Source organism: Nonomuraea turkmeniaca, assembly GCF_005889735.1.
Lineage (GTDB): Bacteria > Actinomycetota > Actinomycetes > Streptosporangiales > Streptosporangiaceae > Nonomuraea > Nonomuraea turkmeniaca.
On sequence record NZ_VCKY01000036.1, the window covers coordinates 18,312 to 39,835 of the forward strand.

The 21,524-nt window shown below is 69.6% G+C and carries 25 protein-coding genes; 18 read left to right on the plus strand and 7 right to left on the minus strand.

Going from position 1 to position 21,524, the window contains the following annotated elements:
• The first annotated feature begins 13 nt into the window (after positions 1 to 13).
• Both ETD86_RS13370 and ETD86_RS13375 read left to right on the plus strand, forming a co-directional pair.
• Positions 14 to 445, plus strand: coding sequence for a VOC family protein (locus tag ETD86_RS13370; RefSeq protein WP_138666464.1), 432 nt, complete (start codon positions 14 to 16; stop codon positions 443 to 445).
• A gap of 197 nt (positions 446 to 642) precedes the next feature.
• Positions 643 to 1,431 carry a DUF6081 family protein gene (locus ETD86_RS13375; protein ID WP_138666465.1) on the plus strand — a complete coding sequence of 263 codons (789 nt, stop codon included), beginning with the start codon at positions 643 to 645 and terminating at the stop codon, positions 1,429 to 1,431.
• Here the strand turns inward: ETD86_RS13375 and ETD86_RS13380 are convergent.
• On the minus strand, positions 1,397 to 1,819 hold the full coding sequence (locus ETD86_RS13380; protein ID WP_211370017.1) for a DUF6463 family protein: 423 nt from the start codon (positions 1,817 to 1,819) through the stop codon (positions 1,397 to 1,399). The two genes, ETD86_RS13375 and ETD86_RS13380, sit on opposite strands and share 35 nt — an antisense overlap.
• Before the next feature lie 91 nt (positions 1,820 to 1,910).
• Here ETD86_RS13380 and ETD86_RS13385 point away from each other — a divergent pair, with 91 nt between their 5' ends.
• From ETD86_RS13385 to ETD86_RS13395, 3 genes are all read left to right on the plus strand, one after another.
• Positions 1,911 to 2,483, plus strand: coding sequence for a TetR/AcrR family transcriptional regulator (locus ETD86_RS13385; protein WP_138666466.1), 573 nt, complete (start codon positions 1,911 to 1,913; stop codon positions 2,481 to 2,483).
• A gap of 23 nt (positions 2,484 to 2,506) precedes the next feature.
• Positions 2,507 to 2,686 carry a hypothetical protein gene (locus ETD86_RS13390; protein WP_138666467.1) on the plus strand — a complete coding sequence of 60 codons (180 nt, stop codon included), beginning with the start codon at positions 2,507 to 2,509 and terminating at the stop codon, positions 2,684 to 2,686.
• A 285-nt stretch (positions 2,687 to 2,971) separates the two neighbouring features.
• Positions 2,972 to 3,946, plus strand: a complete 975-nt coding sequence (locus tag ETD86_RS13395) for a hypothetical protein (RefSeq protein WP_138666468.1) — start codon at positions 2,972 to 2,974, stop codon at positions 3,944 to 3,946.
• Between the two features lie 4 nt (positions 3,947 to 3,950).
• Here the strand turns inward: ETD86_RS13395 and ETD86_RS13400 are convergent, their stop codons facing one another.
• Positions 3,951 to 4,214, minus strand: a complete 264-nt coding sequence (locus ETD86_RS13400; RefSeq protein ID WP_138666469.1) for a hypothetical protein — start codon at positions 4,212 to 4,214, stop codon at positions 3,951 to 3,953.
• On the opposite strand from ETD86_RS13400, the gene ETD86_RS60050 reads away from it, so the two are divergent.
• From ETD86_RS60050 to ETD86_RS13420, 5 genes are all read left to right on the plus strand, one after another.
• Positions 4,193 to 4,294: a hypothetical protein gene (locus ETD86_RS60050; RefSeq protein WP_425465630.1), complete on the plus strand. Its 102-nt coding sequence runs from the start codon at positions 4,193 to 4,195 to the stop codon at positions 4,292 to 4,294. The two genes, ETD86_RS13400 and ETD86_RS60050, sit on opposite strands and share 22 nt — an antisense overlap.
• A gap of 280 nt (positions 4,295 to 4,574) precedes the next feature.
• Positions 4,575 to 4,994 carry a DoxX family protein gene (locus ETD86_RS13405; protein WP_138666470.1) on the plus strand — a complete coding sequence of 140 codons (420 nt, stop codon included), beginning with the start codon at positions 4,575 to 4,577 and terminating at the stop codon, positions 4,992 to 4,994.
• A gap of 27 nt (positions 4,995 to 5,021) precedes the next feature.
• The gene (locus ETD86_RS13410) at positions 5,022 to 5,309 is read left to right on the plus strand and encodes a hypothetical protein (RefSeq protein ID WP_138666471.1); all 288 of its coding nucleotides are present in this window, start codon (positions 5,022 to 5,024) and stop codon (positions 5,307 to 5,309) included.
• Between the two features lie 72 nt (positions 5,310 to 5,381).
• Positions 5,382 to 5,627 carry a hypothetical protein gene (locus ETD86_RS13415; RefSeq protein ID WP_138666472.1) on the plus strand — a complete coding sequence of 82 codons (246 nt, stop codon included), beginning with the start codon at positions 5,382 to 5,384 and terminating at the stop codon, positions 5,625 to 5,627.
• Positions 5,628 to 5,727: 100 nt separating this feature from the next.
• Entirely contained in the window at positions 5,728 to 7,776 is a 2,049-nt protein-coding gene (locus ETD86_RS13420) for a prolyl oligopeptidase family serine peptidase (RefSeq protein WP_138666473.1), read from the plus strand.
• A gap of 24 nt (positions 7,777 to 7,800) precedes the next feature.
• Here ETD86_RS13420 and ETD86_RS13425 read toward each other — a convergent pair whose 3' ends face one another.
• The gene (locus ETD86_RS13425; protein WP_138666474.1) at positions 7,801 to 8,394 is read right to left on the minus strand and encodes a TetR/AcrR family transcriptional regulator; all 594 of its coding nucleotides are present in this window, start codon (positions 8,392 to 8,394) and stop codon (positions 7,801 to 7,803) included.
• Positions 8,395 to 8,647: 253 nt separating this feature from the next.
• Between ETD86_RS13425 and ETD86_RS13430 the strand changes: the two genes are divergently transcribed.
• The 8 genes from ETD86_RS13430 (at position 8,648) to ETD86_RS13465 (ending at position 15,961) form a co-directional block, all read left to right on the plus strand.
• Positions 8,648 to 9,109, plus strand: coding sequence for a DUF2867 domain-containing protein (locus ETD86_RS13430; protein ID WP_138666475.1), 462 nt, complete (start codon positions 8,648 to 8,650; stop codon positions 9,107 to 9,109).
• A 195-nt stretch (positions 9,110 to 9,304) separates the two neighbouring features.
• A complete protein-coding gene (locus tag ETD86_RS13435) occupies positions 9,305 to 9,961 on the plus strand; it encodes a TetR/AcrR family transcriptional regulator (RefSeq protein WP_138666476.1) in 657 nt (218 codons plus the stop codon).
• A 218-nt stretch (positions 9,962 to 10,179) separates the two neighbouring features.
• Positions 10,180 to 10,383, plus strand: a complete 204-nt coding sequence (locus ETD86_RS59085) for a type II 3-dehydroquinate dehydratase (RefSeq protein WP_138666477.1) — start codon at positions 10,180 to 10,182, stop codon at positions 10,381 to 10,383.
• Positions 10,383 to 11,228 (plus strand): shikimate dehydrogenase, encoded by an 846-nt coding sequence (locus ETD86_RS13445; protein WP_138666478.1) that lies wholly within the window; start codon positions 10,383 to 10,385, stop codon positions 11,226 to 11,228. The genes ETD86_RS59085 and ETD86_RS13445 overlap by 1 nt, the downstream gene beginning before the upstream one ends.
• 9 nt (positions 11,229 to 11,237) lie before the next feature.
• Positions 11,238 to 13,079, plus strand: a complete 1,842-nt coding sequence (locus ETD86_RS13450; RefSeq protein WP_138666479.1) for a bifunctional sugar phosphate isomerase/epimerase/4-hydroxyphenylpyruvate dioxygenase family protein — start codon at positions 11,238 to 11,240, stop codon at positions 13,077 to 13,079.
• Between the two features lie 9 nt (positions 13,080 to 13,088).
• Positions 13,089 to 13,772, plus strand: coding sequence for a TetR/AcrR family transcriptional regulator (locus ETD86_RS13455; RefSeq protein ID WP_246147888.1), 684 nt, complete (start codon positions 13,089 to 13,091; stop codon positions 13,770 to 13,772).
• 108 nt (positions 13,773 to 13,880) lie between these two features.
• Positions 13,881 to 15,188, plus strand: a complete 1,308-nt coding sequence (locus tag ETD86_RS13460; RefSeq protein ID WP_138666480.1) for an MFS transporter — start codon at positions 13,881 to 13,883, stop codon at positions 15,186 to 15,188.
• On the plus strand, positions 15,185 to 15,961 hold the full coding sequence (locus ETD86_RS13465) for an N-acyl homoserine lactonase family protein (protein WP_138666481.1): 777 nt from the start codon (positions 15,185 to 15,187) through the stop codon (positions 15,959 to 15,961). Before ETD86_RS13460 ends, ETD86_RS13465 begins: the two co-directional genes overlap by 4 nt.
• A 44-nt stretch (positions 15,962 to 16,005) precedes the next feature.
• On the opposite strand, the gene ETD86_RS13470 is transcribed toward ETD86_RS13465, so the two are convergent.
• The 4 genes from ETD86_RS13470 to ETD86_RS13485 all read right to left on the minus strand — a co-directional run bounded on the left by ETD86_RS13470 (position 16,006) and on the right by ETD86_RS13485 (position 21,524).
• Positions 16,006 to 18,069 carry an outer membrane protein assembly factor BamB family protein gene (locus tag ETD86_RS13470; RefSeq protein WP_211370018.1) on the minus strand — a complete coding sequence of 688 codons (2,064 nt, stop codon included), beginning with the start codon at positions 18,067 to 18,069 and terminating at the stop codon, positions 16,006 to 16,008.
• Positions 18,070 to 18,163: 94 nt separating this feature from the next.
• Positions 18,164 to 18,865 carry an ABC transporter ATP-binding protein gene (locus ETD86_RS13475; RefSeq protein ID WP_138666483.1) on the minus strand — a complete coding sequence of 234 codons (702 nt, stop codon included), beginning with the start codon at positions 18,863 to 18,865 and terminating at the stop codon, positions 18,164 to 18,166.
• Complete coding sequence (locus tag ETD86_RS13480; protein WP_138666484.1) at positions 18,862 to 20,658, minus strand: branched-chain amino acid ABC transporter ATP-binding protein/permease; 1,797 nt, start codon at positions 20,656 to 20,658, stop codon at positions 18,862 to 18,864. Before ETD86_RS13480 ends, ETD86_RS13475 begins: the two co-directional genes overlap by 4 nt.
• A complete protein-coding gene (locus ETD86_RS13485; RefSeq protein ID WP_138666485.1) occupies positions 20,655 to 21,524 on the minus strand; it encodes a branched-chain amino acid ABC transporter permease in 870 nt (289 codons plus the stop codon). Before ETD86_RS13485 ends, ETD86_RS13480 begins: the two co-directional genes overlap by 4 nt.

Sequence of the window (21,524 nt, forward strand, 5' to 3'; positions counted from 1 at the left end):
GGAAGGATGTCCCGTGACCGTTCTCGACTCCCCGATCCCGCGGTTCCACCTGGCCATGCCGGTCGACGATCTGGCCGCCGCGCGTCACTTCTACGGCGAGGTGCTGGGCCTGGAGCAGGGCCGCAGCTCCGACACCTGGGTGGACTGGAACCTGCACGGCCACCAGTTCGTCACGCATCTGGCGCCGGCCCGCGCGCAGCGCATCCACAACCCGGTCGACGGTCACGACGTCCCGGTGCCGCACTTCGGTCTGATCCTGACCGTCCCGGAGTTCCACAAGCTCGCCGACCGGCTCCGCGCCGCGGGCACCGCGTTCGTCATCGAGCCGTATGTGCGCTTCGAGGGGCAGACCGGGGAGCAGTGGACGATGTTCCTGCTCGATCCGGCGGGCAACGCCCTGGAGTTCAAGGCGTTCGCCGACGACTCCCAGGTCTTCGCCGCCTGACGGTTCGGTGCCCGGCGTACGGGCCCACGCAGGCCGGCGCCGTACGCGCCTGCCCACCACTCCTGGGGCCGGTCGCGCTCGTCCACCGACCTGAGATGTCACCTCTGCGCGTCGCCAGGCGTCATCCCTTTGAGAGCGTGAACGAAGGGAGACGGATTATGGCGACGTATCGCGATCGATCTGATCTGAGGGAAGCCATGAGGTCTGAGACGCAGGACGAAGCCGCCGCCCGTGCCGGCTTCGTCACGTACGACGAGTTCGAAGGGCCGGACCTCGACGCCGCGCGCTGGAGCCGGGTGCGCCTGCCACTCCCGGAGGGCGGTGACCACGTCCCGCTGGACCCCAACGCTGAGCTGGCGGTCGGCGAGGGCGAGGTGCGGGTGACGATCCCGCGCTTCTCGCTGTCCCATGACACCTTCCAGCCTGCCGACAGCGCCAAGTACCTCATCTTCTCGACGGGCCAGTTCGAGCTGCCGCCGGATCGGCCCGCGACGTTCGCCGTCGACCTCGCGGTCGAGAACATCGGCGGGGACCCGGGGGACTACCGCCGGGGAATGGCCGCCTTCCACGTTTTCGACTTCGAAGCGAGCAAGCGTGTGTTCGCCGTCTGCGGCACCTCCACCCGCGTGCTCGCGCTGCATGAGCAGCTGGGCGCGTGGGGAGCGGACGAGCCCTTCTACCACATCGTCGAGTCGCCGTACGAGGACTTCGACGACGACTTCACCACCCGGCCTCGCGCGTGCGAGATCACGCTCGACCGGAGCCGATCGACCGCGACCTGGCGCGTCGACGGCCGCACCGTGTACGAGGCCCACGGCACCCTCATCCCCGAACGTGTTCGCATCGGGTTCGGGATCTGGACGATGTTGCCGATCCGGGACGGTCGCAGCCGCTCGCTCGACGGGCAGGGCATCAACGCGCGGTGGCGCCGGTTCCGTGTAAGCGGGCTGCTCACGACCGATCGTCCTTCCGCGCTGCCAGGATGATGAGAGCCCCGGAGACGATCCCGGCGAAGAAGGGGGAGGGCACCAGAAGGACGCCGCCTAACGCACACCACGTCGCGAGGCCCCAGCCGATTCCGGCGGGCACGGCCACCCCGCGTCCGGCGAGGTGCCATGTCAGGCAGCCCAAGAGAATGAGGGGCACGGCGAAGCTTCCCGGACCGGCCCAGAAGGTGACCTTGTTCTGAAGGGACTCCACCATCTGAACGGCGCCCTCCTCCGTGAATGCGAGCGGGACGGCCGCCCACATCCCCCGATCCACCCAGCCGGTGATGTCCTCCCAGGCGATGAGCGCCAGCAAGGACAGGTGTCCCGTTCCCAGCACGAACATGATCCCGCTCGCCCAGCGGAGCAGCCGCTTTCTGGAGTTCACCGTGACGTCCCTTCATTCCTATGTTGACTGACATAGGCTATATCGATCAGCATTTGCTCTGTTACTCGGCATACCTGGTTTGATGGTCCGCATGGCCACGCGACGTATCCAGAGGACTGAGGAGAGCCGCCGGCTGCTGGTGACGGCCGCCGCCGAACTCTTCGCCGAGAAGGGATACCGGCAGACGAGCTTCATCGACATCGCCGAGAAGGCCGGCATCAGCCGCGGTTCCATCCCCTGGCACTTCGGCAACAAACTGGGCCTGCTGGAAGCGGTGCTCGACGACCGGCTGCACGCCGTGCTGACCACTTTCGCCCCGCCCGCCGGGGAGCGCCCCGCTGATCCGCTCGACCAGGTCATGGGCTTCATCCGGCTGCCCGTCACGCGCTTGTTCATCACCCTGCTCGCCGAGGCCGTGGAGGTCGACTCGCCGATCCGCGAGCACTACGCGCGCCTTCACGCGGCACTCCGGCAGGGGGTGCGGGCCCGGATACCGGTGGAAGCGCTGCCCCCGGGCACCACCCTGGAGGCGTTCACGGTCCTGCTGGTGGGCACCGTCATCGGCGTCCACGCCCAGTGGCGGGTCGCTCCCGACGCGGTGGACCTCGAGGCCGTCCACGCCACGATCCGCGCCCTGCTGCCGGCGACCCTCCGACAGGCCTGATCCGTCCGGAGCGGGTGCGGCGGGTGCATGCGGCGATCGACGAGCTCGGCCGGATTCCGAACCGGACCGCCCGGACGCTCGGGACCGGGCCGGTCGGAGTGGTGGGTATCGCCGTCACGGGGCTGCGCCGCCCGTGTCTGACGGGTCTCGTCGAGGCACGCGCCACCGAGGCTGAGGCGTCCGCTGATCTGGTCGTCCCGTGACGCCACCCCGGCCTCCACGCCGTGCGACGTGACGGGCAGTGGCCGGTTCTGGCCAGGTGGGTGGTCGCGGGCCAACGGGAGCCGGGCGTAGGCGTCAGCAGGAGCCAGGTCCGGCGCATCGCCTGTTCTGGGTGGCGGAGGGCGACGTTCGTCGATCTCAGCAAGCTTTCAGGAACTTCAGACAGTGCTCGATGTCAAACCGGCGAAGATACCCGCGATATACCGGTGGTCTATAGCTTGTCACGGGTGTATGGGATTAAGAGGTCCGCGGCCGTGCTCGCGATCATGGCCTTCATCGTTGTCCTGCTCGGACCGGTCGCCCCCGCCAGCGCCCAGGCACTCCCCGGCGGCAAGGCGAATTACGTGATGTCGTTCGGCCTGCTGAGACAAGGCACCTCCGGGGACAATTGGGTGCGGCTCGGGACCTATCAATTCGGCACCGACGGTCGCGTGCAAAGCCGTACCTGGTGGTGGGATCAGCGGCAGCCGGCTGCCCGGGTGGGCACCGGCGCCGTGCCCTCCGGCGCCTGTTCGGGCACCACCGGCACGGTGCGGCAGTGCGAGATCCAGACCGTCGGCGGGTTCACCTCGGCAGCCTCCGAACAGCGCAGCGGACGCTACCGCCTGTACAACGCCGACGACGGGCGGCAGATCGTCAACATCGACTGGGATCAGGACTCCTGGCTGTCCGAGGAGTGGTCCGTTCATCTCGCACCCGACGGCACCTACAGCCAGCTGAGCTTCAAGTATTCGAAGAAGTTCACCCACGGCTACGGCTACGGCAGCAACGCGGCCTTCACCGAGCGCCGGGCGATGAGCACCGTGCTGAAGGCTCAGGCCGGCACGACGATGACCTACTACCGGGCGGCTCATGACGAGGTCAAGTTCGTGAAGAGTACCTGGGGCCTCGACCCCTGGCGGCAGTGCACCACGTCCACCTCGTGCCTCACGGTGAAGACCCAGGCCCCCAAGAGCTGCAGCTGCGCGGGCTCGGACAACAAGGGCCTGAACAACTACATCCAGAAGGTCGGCAGCTACGACCGCCGGGACACCTTTTGGCACTGGTGCGACTGCTTCACCGAAAAGGCCCCGTGCCCGCGCGGCAACAGCCACGTCTATCCGCTGCTGCAGATCATCGATGACAACGGTGGGTGGCGGGGCTGGGTCGGTGTCGAGGCCGCGTTCTACCCGTACAAGGACATGGCCGACCCCCGCTCACACGACATGCTCTCGGTCTTCCGCGTCGCCGACTGGATCTGACCGTTTATGGCCGCAGTCCCTCGTGGCTGCGGCCATGGCCGGCGGTTCCGGCCTTGAGGTCGTCCACCTTGGCGGCTACCACGCCGAACCTCGCCGTCACCCCCGCCGCCGACGAAGCGGACTTCACCCTGGCAGTCGCCATCCCCAGCTGGGGCTGGCAACCCGCCATCACCGTCAACGGCGAACCCGTGTCCACGCGGTCCCCGACGAGCGGACCGGCGTCGTCACCCTGCACGGCGACGCCAAGTGCCCTACTTCTCCTGGGCAAACCGTGGACTCTCCGACATGACCGTCTGGATCCGCGACGGCGGCTCCGGCGCGGCGCCCGCGCGAACCGGCTCAGCGTAGGCCGGGACGAACCCGGTATATAGATGAAATTTTCATGACCCAACATGTCAATGTCCGGAGCGTCCGGCCACGTGGCGCGTAGAGAGGGTGCTTGGCGCCCGGACCTCTGGACGACCCCGGCATTGACATATGAGAGCGCAACTCAGAATCTCTTTGGGAGCGCTCCCAAGTTTTTCGCATTCCAGTCCCGGAGATCGAACCAGCAAGAGGGCGTACCACATTCGACGCCGGCCCGGACTCGGCACAACGTCCGCATCCCCGTCTGAGAAAGGACATTGTTGTGGATCTGCTGTTCAAAAATCAGGGGCTGTACCTGGCTCTGTACCGGTTCGTGATTGGGCTGCTGTTCGCCTGCCACGGCGCGGCGACGCTCTTCAACGTGATGGGAGGGCCACAGGGACAAGTGCCCAGCATCGGACAATGGCCCGGATGGTGGGCCGCGGTCATCGAGCTGATCGGCGGCACCCTCGTCCTGCTCGGGCTGGCCACCCGCGCAGCCGCCGTCATCTGCTCAGGGACCATGGCCTACGCCTACTTCGTCGTCCACCAGCCTCAAGCGCTGTTCCCGATCGAAAACGGCGGTGAGAAGGCCGCGCTCTTCTGCTGGGGCTTCCTGCTCATCGCCGCCCTCGGACCTGGCCGCTGGGCATTGTCCACGGTGCTGACGCCCGCGCGATCTCTCGCACACGACCGGAGGTGACAACCGCGGCGCGCCGTGCTGCGGCGGATGATGGACCGGCCCGACCCGCCCACGGCGATCGTCGCCTCGACCGATGTGGCGGCCGTGGGCGTGCTGCACGCCGCGCACAGCCTGGGCGTGACAGTGCTGGACTCAGGGGTGAAGGCCGGGATCCAGACCCGCATCGCCTCCACCTGCCGGTGCGCCGGTCCGGCAACCCGCAAGGGGAGCGTCCACGGCCGATCCGGCGTCTGGAGAATGCGGACGGTAATACCGCGCCGCTCGCACCGGGGCTCGGCCCACCCCTTGAGAGCGGGGGAGGGGTTGCCGACCTGAACCGAGCACCGCCTGGTGCGCCGCGGCCAGACCCGCGTACGGTCCGCGGTGGACGGGCGGCACGGTGGCCGCATGGAGACCGCGCTCCCGCGGGGACTCTCAGGTGAGGAGCCGTCATCCGGACCGCCGGCCACACCTGTGCCCGTCTCCGAAACGACGCCGCTGCCGGAAGTGCTCGACATGGACGGTGACGGGATTCAAGACGCGAACGACAATGACACCGACGGGGACGGCGCAGAGTACGGAACCGATCTGGACGACTACGGCCCGGACCTGGGTGAGGCGACGCCCGAGCCGGACTCGTCGACGAAGACCTGAGCAGATCAGGCTCGGGCCCGTGGGATCGCCGCTGTAGTCCTCGCTTCTGCCCTTACCGCCGGCTTGCGGCGGGTTCGACAGGCGTGCCTATGATCCCCCCATGTCTCCCCTCACGCTTCCGCGCCAGCATGCCCGCACGGCCCGTTTCAAACTCGGTATCCCCAGGGACTTCACGATCTCGCCGGACGGCGCCAGGGTGGTCTTCCTCAGGTCCTCGGCCGGTGACGACCCGGTGAACCGGCTGTGGACGCTGACGGTGGCCACGGGGGAGGAGCGCCTGCTCGTGGATCCCGGCACCCCGTCGGGCGTGACCGTGCCGGAGGCGGAGCGCGCGCGCAGGGAACGCACCCGCGAACGTGCGAGCGGTATCGTCGCCTACGCGACCGACGCCGCCGTCACCAAGGCCGTCTACGCGCTCGACGGCGAGCTCCGCATCGTCGACCTGCTGACCGGCGCGATCACCCTGCTCAGTGCGACTGGATCCGACCCGCGGCTCGACCCGGCCGGGCAGCACATCGCCCACGTGTGCGACGGCGCGTTGCACGTCGACGGCAGGCCGCTGCTGACGCCGGACGGCCCCGAGGTGACCTGGGGGCTGCCCGAGCACGTGGCGGCTGAGTCGATGGCCAGGCACAGGGGCTACTGGTGGGCGCCCGATGGCACGCGTCTGCTGGTGGCGCGCGTGGACAACGCCGGGGTGAGCAGGTGGCACCTGTCCGAGCCCGCCGATCCCGGCCGGCCGCCCAGGACCATGGCCTATCCGGCGGCCGGTACCGACAACGCCGACGTGACGCTCTGGCTGACCACGCTGGCCGGGGAGCGTACCGAGGTGATCTGGGACAGGACGGCGTTCGAGTACGTCGCGGCGGTGTCGTGGACCGGCCAGGGCCTGCTGGTGCTGGTGCAGAGCCGCGACCAGCGCACCACCCGCGTTCTGGAGGCCGACCCCGAGACGGGTGCCACCACGCTGCTGCGCGAGGACACCGACGACGCCTGGCTGGAGCTCGTGCCCGGCACACCCGCCCGCACGGCGAGCGGGGAGCTGGTCTGGACGGTGGACCGCGACGACACCCGCCGCCTGATGGTGGGCGACGACCTGGTGACGCCGCCGGGTCTGCAGGTGCTGCGGATCCTGGCGGTGGACGGCGACACCGTGCTCGCGGAGTGTTGCGACGAGCCGACCGAACGCCACCTGTACAGCTACTCCAGGGCCGCAGGGCTGGTCAGGGTCACCTCCGAGCCGGGCCTGCACACCGGGACGCGCGGCGGGGGCGTCACGCTCGTGGTCACCCGCACCTTGGAAGAGCACGGGGTCCGCGTCGCGGTGACCGACGGGCGGACGGCCACGCCGATCACCTCGAACGGCGCGGTCCCGGTCCTGCGCCCGAAGGTGGAGCTGGTGTCGCTGGGCAAGCGGGAGCTGCGCGGCGCGATCATGTTCCCGACCGGGCACGTGCCGGGCTCGCGGCGGCTGCCGGTGCTGCTCGACCCGTATGCCGGACCGGCCGGCGCCCTGGTCCTGCGGGGGCTGGACGGCTTCGCGGTCTCGCAGTGGTTCGCCGACCAGGGCTTCGCCGTGCTGGTCGTGGACGGGCGCGGCACGCCGGGCCGGGGGCCGGCCTGGGAGCGAGCCATCCACCTCGACAAGCTGAGCGCGGCGCTGGAGGACCAGGCCGACGCGCTGCACGCGGCCGCGGGCCGGTTCCCCGACCTGGACCTGGACCGGGTGGCGATCCGTGGCTGGTCGTACGGTGGGTATCTGGCGGCCGCGGCCGTGCTGCGCCACCCCGACGTTTTCCACGCCGCTGTCGCCGGCGCGCCGGTCACCGACGCCCGCCTCTACGACACCCACTGGCAAGAACGCTACCTGGGCCACCCCGATCAGCACCCCGAAGCCTATGACCGCAGCTCCATCATCGCCGACGCCCCGAACCTGCGCCGCCCGCTCATGCTCGTGCACGGCCTGGCCGACGACAACGTCTTCGCCGCCCACACGCTGAGGTTGTCGGCCGCGCTGCTGGCCGCGGGCCGCCCGCACACGGTCCTTCCGCTGTCGGGCGTCTCGCACATGGCCGCCCAGGAGGAGGTTGCCGAGAACCTGCTCCTGCTGGAGCTGGACTTCCTGCGCCGCAATCTTCCCCATGTCTAGCCTCCGATGTCCTCGGAAGCCCACTCAGAGGCGATCAGTGGTTGTCGTCTTTGCGGGGCGGTCGAGCAGGAGGTCGGCGGCTCGGGCAAGGACCTGGGCTCGGGTGCGGTCGCCGTGGTCGGCGGCGAGGAAGTGCTCGCCGATCGCCAGGCAGAAGGCGAGCATGCTGCGGGCCTCGACCTCGTCGGCATCGGAGCAGAAGGTGCCGATCATTTCGCGCAGCAGCGCCATGCGCCGGTTGTCCACCCGTCGCAAGCGCTCGGCGACCGCCTGGTCGCGCCGGGCCCAGTCGCGGATCGCGAGGTCGATGGGCAGCAGGCGGTCGCTGGAGAAGGTGAGCATGCCCGCGCGCTGGATCTTGGCCTTCGGGTCGCCCCCCTCGCGCTCGATGCGGTCGATCACCTCATCGATGCTCTCCCGCTCCCAGACGTCCAGCATGGCGTTCAGCAGCGCGTCGCGGTCGGCGAAGTACCCGTAGAACCCGCCTTTCGTGACGCCGAGCTTCTTCGCCAGCGCCTCGACGCGGACGGCGTCCGGACCGCCGGCGGACAGTGCCCGCAGACCTTCCTCGATCCACCTGTCACGCGGCGTACGAGTCGCGCCCACGATGTGTCCCACCTCACTTCTCCGCCGTGTATACGCCACCGTATAAACGGGCTATCTTCAGTCTATACGGTGGCGTATACACGAACGGAGACAGTGACGTGACCGGCATTCTTGTCGTCTTCCGCTACCCACGGCCCGAGCACGCTGACAAGCTCGTCGGCCGCTTCGCACGGCGGTCCTCGTGAACCCCGACGGCCTGCCGGGACGGCGGGACCATGGCCGCCCGGCTCCGGCGGACGGCGGCGCGGCCACCGTGGAATGTGTCGTGGGCACGCGCAACCTCCCCGAGTCCATCCGCGCACTCAGCTCGTTGTCCCGCGTCGACTACGTCGACTACTTCACCCTCCCCGTCGACGCGGACGCAACGCCGGAGCAGTGGGCGCGCGCGATGTTCGGCGACGTCCCCAACGTCGCGGAACAGCTGATTTGGCGCGGCCTCCTCGGTTTCCGGCTCAGCCGAGGCCCATCGCCGGACACCGTGGGCGGCTGGCGCATCGCCGAACGCGGCGAAGACTGGATCCGGCTCGAGGCCGTTTCCTGGTTTCTGACCGGCAACCTTCTGGTACGGGCAACCGACGGGCGGGTGTCGCTGGGGACCTTCCTGCGCTATGACGGGCTTCTGGGCCATGGTGTGTGGCCTCCGCTGTCCGCCGTCCATCGCCGGCTCACGCCTGGGGTGCTCCGCGACGCCGCGGCCAGGATCGGCGACTACGTGCGGCGACCGTAAAGCACAAGGGAGATTCGCGTCACCCCCTCGGCTTCCACCCCTGGCCGACGCCGGCGAAGTGCCAGGCGCTCGAGCACGCCGCGTCGAGGCTCGAACTCGGGGCACGAGCCCGCCGGTGCCCGTCGCGCTCGCCGATGGCCTGGTCGTGGTGGCTCGCGGTCGAGCGCGCCAGGTCGTACGCATAGGATGCGGTTCATGCAACCGGCAACTCAGCCCGCCGGAGAGCGGCAGCGGGACGCCGATCGGACCAGGGCGGAGATCCTGGAGGTCGCGACGCGCGAGTTCGCGCGACGGGGGTACGCCGGGGCCAGAGTGGATGAGATCGCCGCGCTGACCCGCACCACCAAACGGATGATCTACTACTACTTCGGCAGCAAAGAGCAGCTCTACATCGCCGCCCTGGAGACCGCGTACACGGAGGTGCGGGCGGTCGAGCAGACCGTCGACGTCGAGCATCTGGCGCCGGTCGAGGCGATACGCACCTTGGCCGAGCTGACCTTCGACCACCACGACGCGCACCGGGACTTCATCAAGCTCGTCAGCATCGAGAACATCCACCACGCCGAGCACATCCGCAAGTCGCCCGTGCTGGCCACCCTGGGCACGCCGGTGATCGGGATCATCTCCCGCATCCTGGAGGCGGGACGGGCCTCGGGCGACTTCGTCACAGAGGCGGACGCCATCGACGTCCACATGATGATCAGTGCCTTCTGCTTCTTCCGCATCGCCAACCAGCACACCTTCGGAGTGCTGTTCGGACGCGACATCGCCGCGGAGGAGGAGCGCGCCCGGCTGCGCGCCATGGTCGGAGAGATGGCGGTGGCCTACCTACGCGGCGCCGGCGCTCCATAAGCCTCCGCCCGGCCCCGACGGGGGAGCCGGAGATCGCACGCCGTGCTGGCAGGGCCGACCACAGGATCCCTCTGGGCTACGTTTTCCAGCGCATGGGCGCACCATCCAGGAGGTACGGCCGGTGACTGTCACCATGCCGCTCGGCGACGGTCACGTTCTGCCACAGGTGGCGATCCAGGACTAGTAACGTAACTCACTAGTACGTACATTAGTGAGTCATGCCCCGCGTGCTGGTCCTGAACGGGCCCCTTCTGAACCTCCTCGGCCGGCGCGAGCCTGCCGTGTACGGCGCCACGACGCTGGCCGAGATCGAGCGGCAATGCCACAACGCGGCCCCGGCACACGGCCTGGAGGTGGACCTGCGCCAGAGCGATGTGCTCGCCCTGGCCCACATGTCGCTGCCGCTGGAGGGGACGGAGTGATGGACTCGTACCTGATCGGGTTGATCGGCTCCGGCATCGGCCCCTCGTTCAGCCCCTCGCTGCACGAGCGCGAGGCCGTCCACCACGGGCTGTCCTACGTCTACAAGCTGCTCGACACCGACCGCCTGGGTGACGACGTGGGAGGACTGGTCCGCACGGCCCGCCGCTTCGGCTACGACGGGCTCAACATCACCCATCCCTGCAAGCAGGCGGTGATCCCGCACCTGGACGCGTTGTCGCCGGACGCCGCCACGCTCGGTGCGGTCAACACGGTCGTCTTCGAGGGCGAGCGGGCGATCGGCCACAACACCGACTGGACGGGCTTCAAGGGCTCGTTCACCCGAGGCCTGCCCGACGCGCCCGTCCGGCAGATCGTGCAGCTCGGTGCGGGCGGGGCGGGCGCGGCGGTCGCGCACGCGCTCCTCACCCTCGGAGCCGAGCGCATCACCCTCGTGGACGCCGACCCGGCCAGGGCGGTGCGACTGGCCGCCGAACTGACCGGCCGCTTCGGCGCCGGGCGGGCATGCCCCGCCGCCGAGGATGACCTGCCAGAGCTGCTGGCCGCCGCCGATGGCCTGGTACACGCCACGCCCACCGGCATGGCCCACCATCCAGGCCTGCCGCTGCCCGCCGAATTGTTGCGCCCGGCGATGTGGGTGGCCGACATCGTCTACCGGCCCGTGGCAACCGAGCTGCTGAAGCAGGCCCGCGACCTGGGCTGCCGCACCCTGGACGGCACCGGCATGGTCGTCTTCCAAGCCGTCGACGCCTTCCGCCTGTTCACCGGCCGCGCTCCGGACGTCGAGCGGATGTTCACCCACCTGACCGACCTGGTCACCGACTGAGGAGGACCCATGCGCAAGTCCATCGCCACCGTGTCGGTCAGCGGCACCCTGACGGAGAAGCTGGAGGCCATCGCGGCCGCCGGGTTCGACGGCGTGGAGATCTTCGAGAACGACCTGTTGTCCTGCCCGCTGCCGCCCGAGGAGATCCGGGCCCGCGCCGCCGACCTCGGCCTCGGCATCGACCTCTACCAGCCGTTCCGCGACTTCGAGGCGATGCCCGGACCGGACCTGCGCCGGGCCGAGCGCAAGTTCCGGCTGATGGAGCGGCTCGGCGCGGACCTGCTGCTGGTCTGCTCCAACGTCTCGCCGCAGGCGATCGACGACGACGAGCTCGCCGCCGAGCAGCTGCGGCTGCTGGCCGAGCGGGCCGCCGAGCACGGCATCCGCATCGCGTACGAGGCCCTGGCATGGGGGCGGCACGTCAACGAATACCTGCACGCCTGGCGGATCGTCCGCATGGCCGACCACCCCAACCTGGGCACCTGCCTGGACAGCTTCCACATCCTGTCGCGCGGCTCCGACCCGATCGGCATCGAGGCCATCCCCGGCGAGAAGATCTTCTTCCTGCAGCTCGCCGACGCGCCGCTGCTGGCCATGGACGTGCTGCAATGGAGCCGCCACTACCGCTGTTTCCCCGGCCAGGGCACCTTCGACCTGACCGGGCTGGTCGAAAGCGTGCTGCGCACGGGGTACGCCGGCCCCCTGTCGCTGGAGGTCTTCAACGACGTCTTCCGCCAGGCGTCGGTGGAGCGGACCGCGCTGGACGGCATGCGGTCGCTCATCGCGCTGGAGCAGGATCTGCGGGGCGTCGCCCATCCGGCCGTGCCGGTCGGGTTCGCCTTCGCCGAGCTGGCCGACACCGGATCGCTCGGCGAGGTGCTGACCGCGCTGGGCTTCGCCCGCACCGGGACGCATCCCACGAAGCCGGTCGAGCTCTGGGAGCAGGGCGGGGCACGGCTGCTGCTGAACGCCACCGGAACCGATCCCGCGCTCATCGCCCTCGGCCTGGACAGTCCCGATCCCGCCGGGGCGGCCAAGCACGCCGAGACGTTGTTGTCGCCGGTGTTGCCACGCGAGCGCGCCCCGCGGGAGGCCCGCCTGGAAGCGGTCGCCGCGCCGGACGGCACCGAGATCTTCTTCTGCGACGACGCCTGGCTCGGCGACTTCCACCCCTCGGGGCCGAGCACTGGGCCGAGCACTGGGCCGAGCACTGGGCCGAGCACAGGACCGAGCACAGGACCGAGCACAGGACCGAGCACTGGGCCGATCAGCGGCATCGACCACGTGGCGCTGACCCAGCCGTGGCACCACTTCGACGAGGCGGCGCTGTTCTACCGGACCGTGCTCGGGCTGCGCCCGCAGGAGAGCCTTGAGCTGCCCGACCCGTACGGGCTGCTGCGCAGCAAAGCGATGTCCAATGTGCCCGAGCCCGGCACGATGTCCAATGTGCCCGAGTCCGGCACGATGTCCAATGTGCCCGAGGGCTCGGTGCGCATGGTGCTCAACCTGGCCCAGGTCGGCGCGGCCGACATCCCCTGGCAGCACGTCGCGCTGGCATGCGACGACGTCATCGGCATGGCCCGCAGGCTACGGGCCGAACACCCGGAGCTGCTGCTGCCCATCCCCGGCAACTACTACGACGACCTGGACGCCCGCCACGACGTCGATCCCGAGCTGCGCCGCCTCGGCGTGCTGTACGACCGGGACGAGCACGGGGAGTTCCTGCACCTGTACACGGTCACCGTGGGACGCGTCTTCTTCGAGATCGTCCAGCGGGTCGGCGGGTATCAGGGATATGGAGCCGTCAACGCCCCCATCCGGCTCGCCGTGCAACACGCGGGAGCTCACTAAGATGGCCCGGTGACCTCTCAGCCCGCCACCGCGTCCAACGTGCCCGAGTCCGGCACGACCGAACGCCAGCGGGACGCCGAGCGCACCAGAGCCGAGATCCTCGAGGTCGCCCAGCAGGAGTTCGCCCGCAACGGCTACGCGGGAGCGCGCGTCGACGAGATCGCCGCCCGCATGCGCACCACCAAGCGCATGATCTACTACTACTTCGGCAGCAAGGAACGGCTCTACATCGCGGTCCTGGAGAAGGCCTACGCCGAGGTCCGGGGGATGGAGCGGGGGATCGAGGTGGAGCACCTGGCCCCGATCGAGGCCATCCGCACGCTGGCCGAGCTCACCTTCGACCACCACGACGCCCACCGGGACTTCATCAAGCTCGTCGCGATCGAGAACATCCACCAGGCCGAGCACATCCGCAAGTCCGAGGCCCTGGCCAACCTCGGCACGCCCGTGCTCGACCTGATCGAGGCCATCCTCGACGCGGGCATGGCGAGCGGCGACTTCGCCACCGAGGCCGACGCCATCGACGTGCACATGCTGATCAGCTCGTTCTGTTTCTTCAGGGTGGCCAACCAGCACACGTTCGGGGCGCTGTTCGGCCGGGACATGGCCGCGCCGGAGCATCGTGACCGGCTGCGGCGGATGGTCGGCGAGATGATCGTGGCCTATCTGCGTGGCCAGGCAACGGGTACCTGATCAGGAAGTGGCCGGGTGACAATCAGTAACACCCTTGTAATGTACGAACCGGTGAGTTAGTTTCCTGCCACTGTGTTCTTCCCCCAAATCGCAGTGTGAGGAGAATTCGTGACGGTGCAGGGCAAACCCCGCAAAGCGGCTGTGGCGGCCTGGATCGGCAGCGCGCTCGAGTACTACGACTTCTTCATCTATGGCACCGCTGCCGCGCTGGTCTTCAACAAGATCTTCTTTCCTTCGTCTTCGCCGGCCGCGGGGACGCTGTTCGCACTGGCCACGTTCGGCGTCGGCTATCTGGCCCGGCCGGTGGGCGCCTTCGTGCTCGGACACGTGGGTGACAAGTTCGGCCGCAAGAAGGTGCTGGTCACCACGCTGGTGATGATGGGCGGCTCGACGTTCCTGGTCGGGTGCCTGCCCACGTACGACCAGGTCGGGGTGCTCGCGCCGGTTCTGCTCGTGGTGCTGCGGCTGATGCAGGGCTTCTCCGTCTCGGGCGAACAGGCGGGCGCCAACTCGATGACGCTGGAGCATGCCCCCGAAGGCCGGCGCGCCTTCTACACGAGCTTCACGCTCAACGGTACCCAGGCCGGGCAGATCATCGCCACGGCGATCTTCCTGCCGATCGCCGCGCTGCCGGAGGAGGACCTGTTGAGCTGGGGCTGGCGGGTGCCGTTCTGGCTGAGCGTCGTGGTGGCGGTGGTCGGGCTGGTCATCCGGCGCACGCTGGAGGAGACCCCCGCCTTCGAGCAGGAGGTCGCCACCAACACCGTCGCCAAGATGCCGCTGGCCGTGCTGTTCCGCGAGCAGTGGCGGGACGTGCTGCGCGTGGTCGTGGCCGCGGTCATCGCCTCGGTGAGCACGATCTTCACCGTCCATGCCCTGTCCTATGCGGTCAACACCATGGGACTGGAGCGTGGGCTCATGTTGTGGGTCGGCGTGCTGGCCAACATCGCCGCCGTGCTCACGATCCCGCTGTGGGGCAGGCTGTCGGACCGGGTGGGGCGCAAACCGGTCTTCATCGGCGGCTCGCTCGGCTGCGCGGTGCTGATGTTCGCCTACCTGTGGTCGATCTCCGCCGGCGACTATTTCCTGATCTTCCTGGCCGGGATCGTCATGTTCGGCATCGTGCACAGCGCCACCAGCGCCGTCTGGCCGTCGTTCTACGGCGAGATGTTCACCACCAGGGTCCGCCTGTCCGGCATGGCGATCGGCACCCAGATCGGCTTCGCCATCGCCGGCTTCGCGCCCACGGTGGCCACCGCGGTGGCCGGCACCGGTCCCGAGAGCTGGCTCGGCGTCTCGATCATCACGGCGGTGGTGTGCCTGGTCAACGTGGCCGCCGTCGCGACGGCCAAGGAGACCTACAAGGTGCCGACCGACCAGCTCGGGCTCAAGCCCGCCGGGCGGGTGACGGTGTGAGCGGGTTCCGCGTCTACGCCGTGCGCTACGCCCAGCGGGACGCCCGTCGCGGCGAGCACTTCCACGGCTACGAGCCCGGCGGCGAGAGCTCCCATCCGACCGCTTACTACGTCTGGCTGGCGGTCTCCGAGGAGCACACCGTCGTCGTCGACACCGGCATCGCCCCCGGGCGGGCCGCGCGGGTCGAGGGCATCGACTACCGCTGTTCGCCCGTCGATGCCCTGGCCGAGCTGGGCGTGCGTGCCGAGTCGGTCGATCACGTCGTGCTGACCCACCTGCACTACGACCACACCGGCACCGCCCACGAGTTCCCACAAGCCCGCTACGTCGTCCAGCAGGCCGAGCTCGACTACTGGACCGGACCCTGGGCGGAGCGGATCGGCCGGGAGCGCTGGCTGCTCAACGACGACGACCTGGCCCGCCTGCGGGCGGCCCGCAAGGACGGCCGCGTGCGGGTGGTGGACGGCGACGCCTTCGTCGTGCCCGGCCTGAGCGTGCACCTGGTGGGCGGGCACACCGCGGGCATGCAGGTGGTGCGGGTCGCCACCGCCCGCGGCCCCGTGGTGCTGGCCTCCGACGCCAGCCACTTCTACGAGAACATCGAGAGTGACCGCCCCTTCCCGATCCTGCACAGCATGACCGGGATGTACGGCGCCTTCGACCGCATCAAGGAGCTGGCCGGCGGCCCCGGCCTCGTGGTCGCCGGCCACGACCCGCTGGTGCTCGAACGATTCCCGCTGTCCGGTCCCGACGTCGCGGTGATCGCGCCCTAGCGCGGTTTCCGCACGCCGGGGCCCCGTGGGCAGGAGCCCGGGGATCAGGCGGGAAGGACCTCGATCTTCCCGGTGGGACGTGGGCTGTGGCTGTCGTTGAAGAAGTACTCCCCAGGCCGCGTGAAGGTGTACTGGAATGACTCGCCCGGCTTGAGCCGGATGTCGAAGAGGCCCTCGAAGAACTGCGTGGCCCCGTGGACGTGCACGTTGTCCGCGGGGTTGACGAAGGTGACCGTGGTGCCGGCGGGCACCCGCAGGTGCGTGGGCGCCATGGCGTTGACCGCTGTGGACTCGACGGTCCCGACCTGGCCGTTCTCGTAGACGCGAGCGAGCACGACGGTGTTGTTCACGGCGCTGCCGTCCACGGGGCTCCCGGAGACCGGCCGCCTGATCACGGGCGCGGGCGGTACGGGCGCGGGCGGCGCCGTGCCGCCGAGCTTGAAGGCCCACAGGTGGTCGCCGCGCGGCGCGGAGTTGCCGTACGGGATGCCGGTGCCGCCGGCGTACACCGCGAGGTACTGCTCGCCGTCGATCTCGTAGGTGATGGGGGAGCTGCTGACGGCGGCGCCGGTCTGCCAGCGCCACAGCTCGTGGCCGTCCCGGGCGTCCAGGCAGAGCAGGTTGCCGTCGGGCTGCCCGATGAACAGCAGGTCGGTGGCCGTGGTGAGGATGCCGTTGCCGTGGGCCAGCGAGTACGGCAGGTTCTTCTTCCATCGCACCCGGTTCGTGCTCGGGTCCACTGCCACGACGCCGCCGGTCATGTACTCGCCCGGCGGGCGCAGGCCGTTGGACGCCTCGGTCAGCGAGTGGGCGGCCGCCACGTAGCCGAAGCCGGTGTACACGAGCCGGGTGCTGTGGCTGTAGGACTGGTGGTTCCAGTCGGCGCCGCCGCCGTGGCCGGGGATGGTGAGGATCGGCTCGTCCCAGTGCGGCGTGTACAGCGAGCCGATCTTGTAGTTGGGCACGGCCCGGTGCGGGAGGCCCGGTGTCTCGGTGCCGAGCGGCTGCCACACCGGCGTGAGCTCGGTCCAGCCGCCCTGGCGCGGGAAGGGCTGGGTGGGCCAGGTCTTCTGCCGGGGCTCCTGCGGCACGGGCAGCTCGTCGATGCCGAGCGGGGCCGAGCCGTCGATCCGGTCGAGGATGTAGTACATGCCGGTCTTGCTGCCGTACACGACCAGCTTGCGCATCCGTCCGTGGACGCGGGCGTCGACCAGGACCGGCGCCATGACGTTGTCCATGTCCCAGATGTCGTGGTGGATGGACTGGAAGTGCCAGCGGTAGGCGCCGGTCTTCAGATCCATGGCCACGATCGAGTTGGCGAACAGGTTCTGGCCGCCGCGCTGCGAGCCGTCCTGGGAGGAGCGGCTGCCGCGCGCGTTGCCGAAGGTCCAGTAGACCAGGCCCAGCTCCGGGTCGATGGCGCAGTGCATCCACGGCGTGGCCCCGCCGGTCTGCCAGGAGTCGCCTTCCCAGGTGTCGTTGCCGAACTCGCCGGGAGCCGCCGTGCCCCAGAAGTGCCAGACCAGGTCGCCGGTCCCGGCGTCGAAGGCGAGCGCGGCCCCGCGCGGGCCGTCGTTGGTGCCGCAGTAGAGCATGCCGTCGTGGTAGGTGACCGCGACCTTCTCCAGGTTGCCGTACCCGTTGTGCTGCCGCTCCCAGACCACCTGGCCGGTCTTCTGGTCCAGCGCGATCACCCAGTTGTCGTTGGCGCAGGTGAAGACCTTGCCCGCGCCGACCGCCACGCCGCGCCTGGTGACCGCGCCGCGGGTCTGCTCGTACTTCCACAGGGTCGCGCCGGTGCGGCCGTCCACCGCGACCACGTTGCCCGGCGCCGACTCGACGTACAGGACGCCGTCCACCGCCACGGCCGTGCTCTGGCTGTTGCCCGCCATGAGCCCGCCCTCGATGTGGTTGACCCACGCGCCCCGCAGCCGCCTGACATTGCCGCGGTGCAGGCCGGTCAGCCCGCTGTAGTTCTGGTTGGCGAGGTTCCCGCCGACCTTGGGGAAGTTCCGGTCGGAGCGGTGGGTGGCCGCGGCGGCCTCTCCCGAACCCGCGAGTGCGACGGCGGCGACGGCGCCCACGAGTAATTCTCTGCGACGGACCATGGCCATTCCTCTCGTTCCACTGCATGGATTGATAGATCTGCTAGGCGGACTCGTCTGTGGGCGCACGCGGCCGGCAGCACAACCGAGCGGGCTGCTACAGGCCGAGGTAGATGCGCCGGACCTCGGGATCGTCCCGGAGCTCGGCCGAGGTACCGGTGGCCGCGATCTCGCCGTTCTCCATCACCAGGCAGGTGGTGGTGACGTCGAAGGTGAGCTTGGCGTTCTGCTCGACGAGCAGGATGCTCAGCCCGTCGGTGTTGAGCCGCTTGAGCACGCCGGCGATCTCCGCCACGAGGATCGGTGACAGGCCCATCGAGGGTTCGTCCAGGAGCATCACCTTGGGACGGCACATGAGCGCGCGGCCGACGGCCAGCATCTGCTGCTGGCCGCCCGACAGCGCTCCGGCCAGCCGGTGGCGCATCTCGCCCAGGACGGGGAACAGCTCGTACACCTCGTCGATGGGCGTGCGTTTCCAGCTGGTGGTGTAGGCGCCGAGCAGGAGGTTCTTCTCCACGGTGAGCCCGGGGAAGACGTGCCGTCCCTCCGGCACGTAGCCGATGCCGTGCCGGACCAGGGTGTGCGCCGGTGCGCGCAGGAGGTCGTGGTCGCCGAAGCGGATGGTCCGCCCCTGGCGGGGCGCCAGGCCCATGACGGCCTTGAGCGTGGAGGACTTGCCGGCGCCGTTGGCGCCGATGATGCCGAGCGACTGGCCGGGCTCCACGGTGAAGGACACGTCATGGGCGGCCCGGACACCGCCGTAGTGCACAGAAAGGCCTTCGACGGTGAGCGTGGTCATCGGGTCGCCTCCTCGACGGCGGTCTCTGTGGGGGCGGCCATGGAATCGCCGAGGTAGGCCTGGACGACCGCCGGGGCGATGGCGACCTCCGCGGGCGTGCCTTCGGCGATCACCTTGCCGCTGGCCAGCACCGTGATCCGGTCGCACAGGGACATGACCAGGCCCATGTTGTGCTCGATCACCACGACCGTCGCCCCGGAGTCCCTGATCGAGCGGACGATCTCCGCCAGCTGGCGTACCTCCTCGCCGTTCAGCCCGGCCGCGGGCTCGTCCAGCAGCAGCAGAGACGGGGACATGGCCATCGCGCGGGCCGTCTCGACGCGGCGCTGGATCCCGTACGGGAGCGCCCGCGGCACGGCATCGGCGAAGTCGGCCAGCCCGAACCTGGCGATGATCTCATCGGCCCGCGCGTCCAGCGCTCGCTGGTAGCCGAACACCTTCCAGGGCAGGCCCGCATAGCGCCAGATCCACGAGGTCCGGGTGCGGTCGAGGCCGAGCAGGATGTTCTCCCGCACGTTCAGGTCCTCGAACAGGCGCAGGTTCTGGAACGTGCGCGCGACACCGCGCAGGGACAGCCGGTACGGCCGCGCTCCCGTCACGTCAAGCCCGCGCAGGCGCACCTTCCCGGCGCTGGGGGTGTAGAAGCCGCTGACGATGTTGAACAGGGTGGTCTTGCCCGAGCCGTTGGGGCCGACGACGCCGCGGATCTGGCCGGGCGGCACGGTGAGCGAGACGTCGTCGAGCGCGACCAGTCCCTTGAACCGCATCGTCACGCCCTGGACCTCCAGCACGTTCTCGCCGTCGCCGGCGTGCGCCACTTGTTCGTAGGGCTGGAAAGGACCCAGCCGCAGTCTCGCTCCCGAGCCGTGGCGGCGCAGGAGGCGCCGGAACTGGTGGGGCAGCCCGGCCAGCCCCGTGGGGGCGAAGACCACCACGAGCACCACCACGATGCCGTAGCCGAGCTGGGCGTAGGCCGACACGTCCAGCAGCGCCTCCCGCACCGCGGCCAGTGCCAGGGCGCCGACCACGCAGCCGAGGATGCTGGCCCGGCCGCCGATGATCACCATGGCGAGCAGGAGGAACATGTTGGCGATGTTGAACGATTCGGGCGCCACGAACCGGATGAGGCCGGCGTACAGGACGCCGGCCAGGCCGCCGTACACGCCGGACAACACGAACGCGGTCATCCGCAGCAGCGGGATCTCCGCGCCCAGCGCGCCCGCCGCCAGGTCGTCGTCGCGCATCGCCCGCAGCCTGCGCCCCAGCGGCGAATGCGTGACGAACAGCGCGAACGCCAGTGCGAGGGCGAACACCACCAGTTCGACGTAGTAGAACAGGTACGCGCTGGACAGCTCCAGCCCGAACAGCACCGGAACGGGAATGTCGCTGATGCCCTCGGCGCGGCCCGCGACGGTGGCGTTGGTGACCCAGTTGGTGAAGGCCAGCGCCAGTCCCAGCGTGACGATCCCCAGATAGTGCGACTGCATGCGCAGCGCCGGGATACCGACCAGCACGCCGAACACCACGGACACGAGCAGAGCCAGCACCGCCGCGCTCCAGAAACCGAAGCCGGCCCGCGTGCACAGGATGGCCACGGTGTAGGCGCCGACGCCGAAGAAGGCGACCTGGGCCAGGTTGATCTGACCGGCCACGCCCATGGTCAGGCCCAGGCCGACGGCCAGGATCGCGAAGATGATCGCGACGGCGACGACGTGCATGGAGTACCCGCCCAGCCCATAGGGCAGCAGCCAGGCGGCCACCCCGACGGGGACGAGGAATGCCAGACGCTTCATGCTCGGTTCACCGTCGCCTCTCCGAAGATGCCGGTGGGCCGGATCATGACCACGACGGCGAAGACCAGGAACGTGACCAGTTCGGAGTACTCCTGGAAGTTGCCCGCCGCGAACGCGTCCAGCAGCCCGAACGCCACGCCGCCGACGATCGCGCCCGGCATGCTGCCGAAGCCGCCCAGCATGGCGGCCGCGAAGCCCTTGATGCCGAGCGTGCCGCCCATGGTCGGGTTGACGTACAACATCGGCCCGATCAGGCTGCCGGCCAGCGCCGCCAGGCCCGCGCCGATGGCGAAGGCCATGGCGTTGCTGCGGCCGACGTGGATGCCGACCGCGGTGGCGGCCTGGTGGTCCATGGCGACCGCCTGCATGGCGGCGCCTCGCTTGGTGCGCTGCAGGAACAGCGCCAGGAGCCCGGTGGCCAGCGCCGCCACGCTGATCACGACCAGGTTGTAGGTGGGGATCCGCACGCCCGCCAGGTCCAGCGGCTCGGTGGCCACGGGGGAGGGAACCGCGTGACCGGTGGCGCCCCAGACCAGCACCGCCCCCGCCTCCAGCACCGCGCCGAAGCCGATCGTGCCGATCAGCATCAGCGTGAAGTCCTTGTTCTCCAGAGGCCGCAGGAAACGCTCGATCACCAGGCCGATGAGACCGGTGACCGCGATGGCCACGACGATCGCGATCGCGAAGGGGACATGGGTCGCCATGTAGAACGTGGAGGCGGCGTACGCGCCGATCATGACGACGCTGCCGTGGGCGAAGTTGACCAGGCCCATGGTGCGGTAGACGATCGAGAACCCCATCGCCACCAGTGCGTACACCGCTCCGAACGTGACCCCGCCGATCAGGGTCTGAAGGAATACCTGCAC

What these genes read in the sequence shown, in the direction of transcription:
- ETD86_RS13375 (WP_138666465.1), top strand. Translation starts at nt 643, where the DNA reads ATGAGGTCTGAGACGCAGGACGAAGCCGCCGCCCGTGCCGGCTTCGTC.
- ETD86_RS13385 (WP_138666466.1), top strand. Translation starts at nt 1,911, where the DNA reads ATGGCCACGCGACGTATCCAGAGGACTGAGGAGAGCCGCCGGCTGCTG.
- ETD86_RS13395 (WP_138666468.1), top strand. Translation starts at nt 2,972, where the DNA reads ATGGCCTTCATCGTTGTCCTGCTCGGACCGGTCGCCCCCGCCAGCGCC.
- ETD86_RS13410 (WP_138666471.1), top strand. Translation starts at nt 5,022, where the DNA reads ATGATGGACCGGCCCGACCCGCCCACGGCGATCGTCGCCTCGACCGAT.
- ETD86_RS13415 (WP_138666472.1), top strand. Translation starts at nt 5,382, where the DNA reads ATGGAGACCGCGCTCCCGCGGGGACTCTCAGGTGAGGAGCCGTCATCC.
- ETD86_RS13420 (WP_138666473.1), top strand. Translation starts at nt 5,728, where the DNA reads ATGTCTCCCCTCACGCTTCCGCGCCAGCATGCCCGCACGGCCCGTTTC.
- ETD86_RS13435 (WP_138666476.1), top strand. Translation starts at nt 9,305, where the DNA reads ATGCAACCGGCAACTCAGCCCGCCGGAGAGCGGCAGCGGGACGCCGAT.
- ETD86_RS59085 (WP_138666477.1), top strand. Translation starts at nt 10,180, where the DNA reads ATGCCCCGCGTGCTGGTCCTGAACGGGCCCCTTCTGAACCTCCTCGGC.
- ETD86_RS13445 (WP_138666478.1), top strand. Translation starts at nt 10,383, where the DNA reads ATGGACTCGTACCTGATCGGGTTGATCGGCTCCGGCATCGGCCCCTCG.
- ETD86_RS13450 (WP_138666479.1), top strand. Translation starts at nt 11,238, where the DNA reads ATGCGCAAGTCCATCGCCACCGTGTCGGTCAGCGGCACCCTGACGGAG.
- ETD86_RS13470 (WP_211370018.1), bottom strand. Translation starts at nt 18,069, where the DNA reads ATGGTCCGTCGCAGAGAATTACTCGTGGGCGCCGTCGCCGCCGTCGCA.
- ETD86_RS13475 (WP_138666483.1), bottom strand. Translation starts at nt 18,865, where the DNA reads ATGACCACGCTCACCGTCGAAGGCCTTTCTGTGCACTACGGCGGTGTC.
- ETD86_RS13480 (WP_138666484.1), bottom strand. Translation starts at nt 20,658, where the DNA reads ATGAAGCGTCTGGCATTCCTCGTCCCCGTCGGGGTGGCCGCCTGGCTG.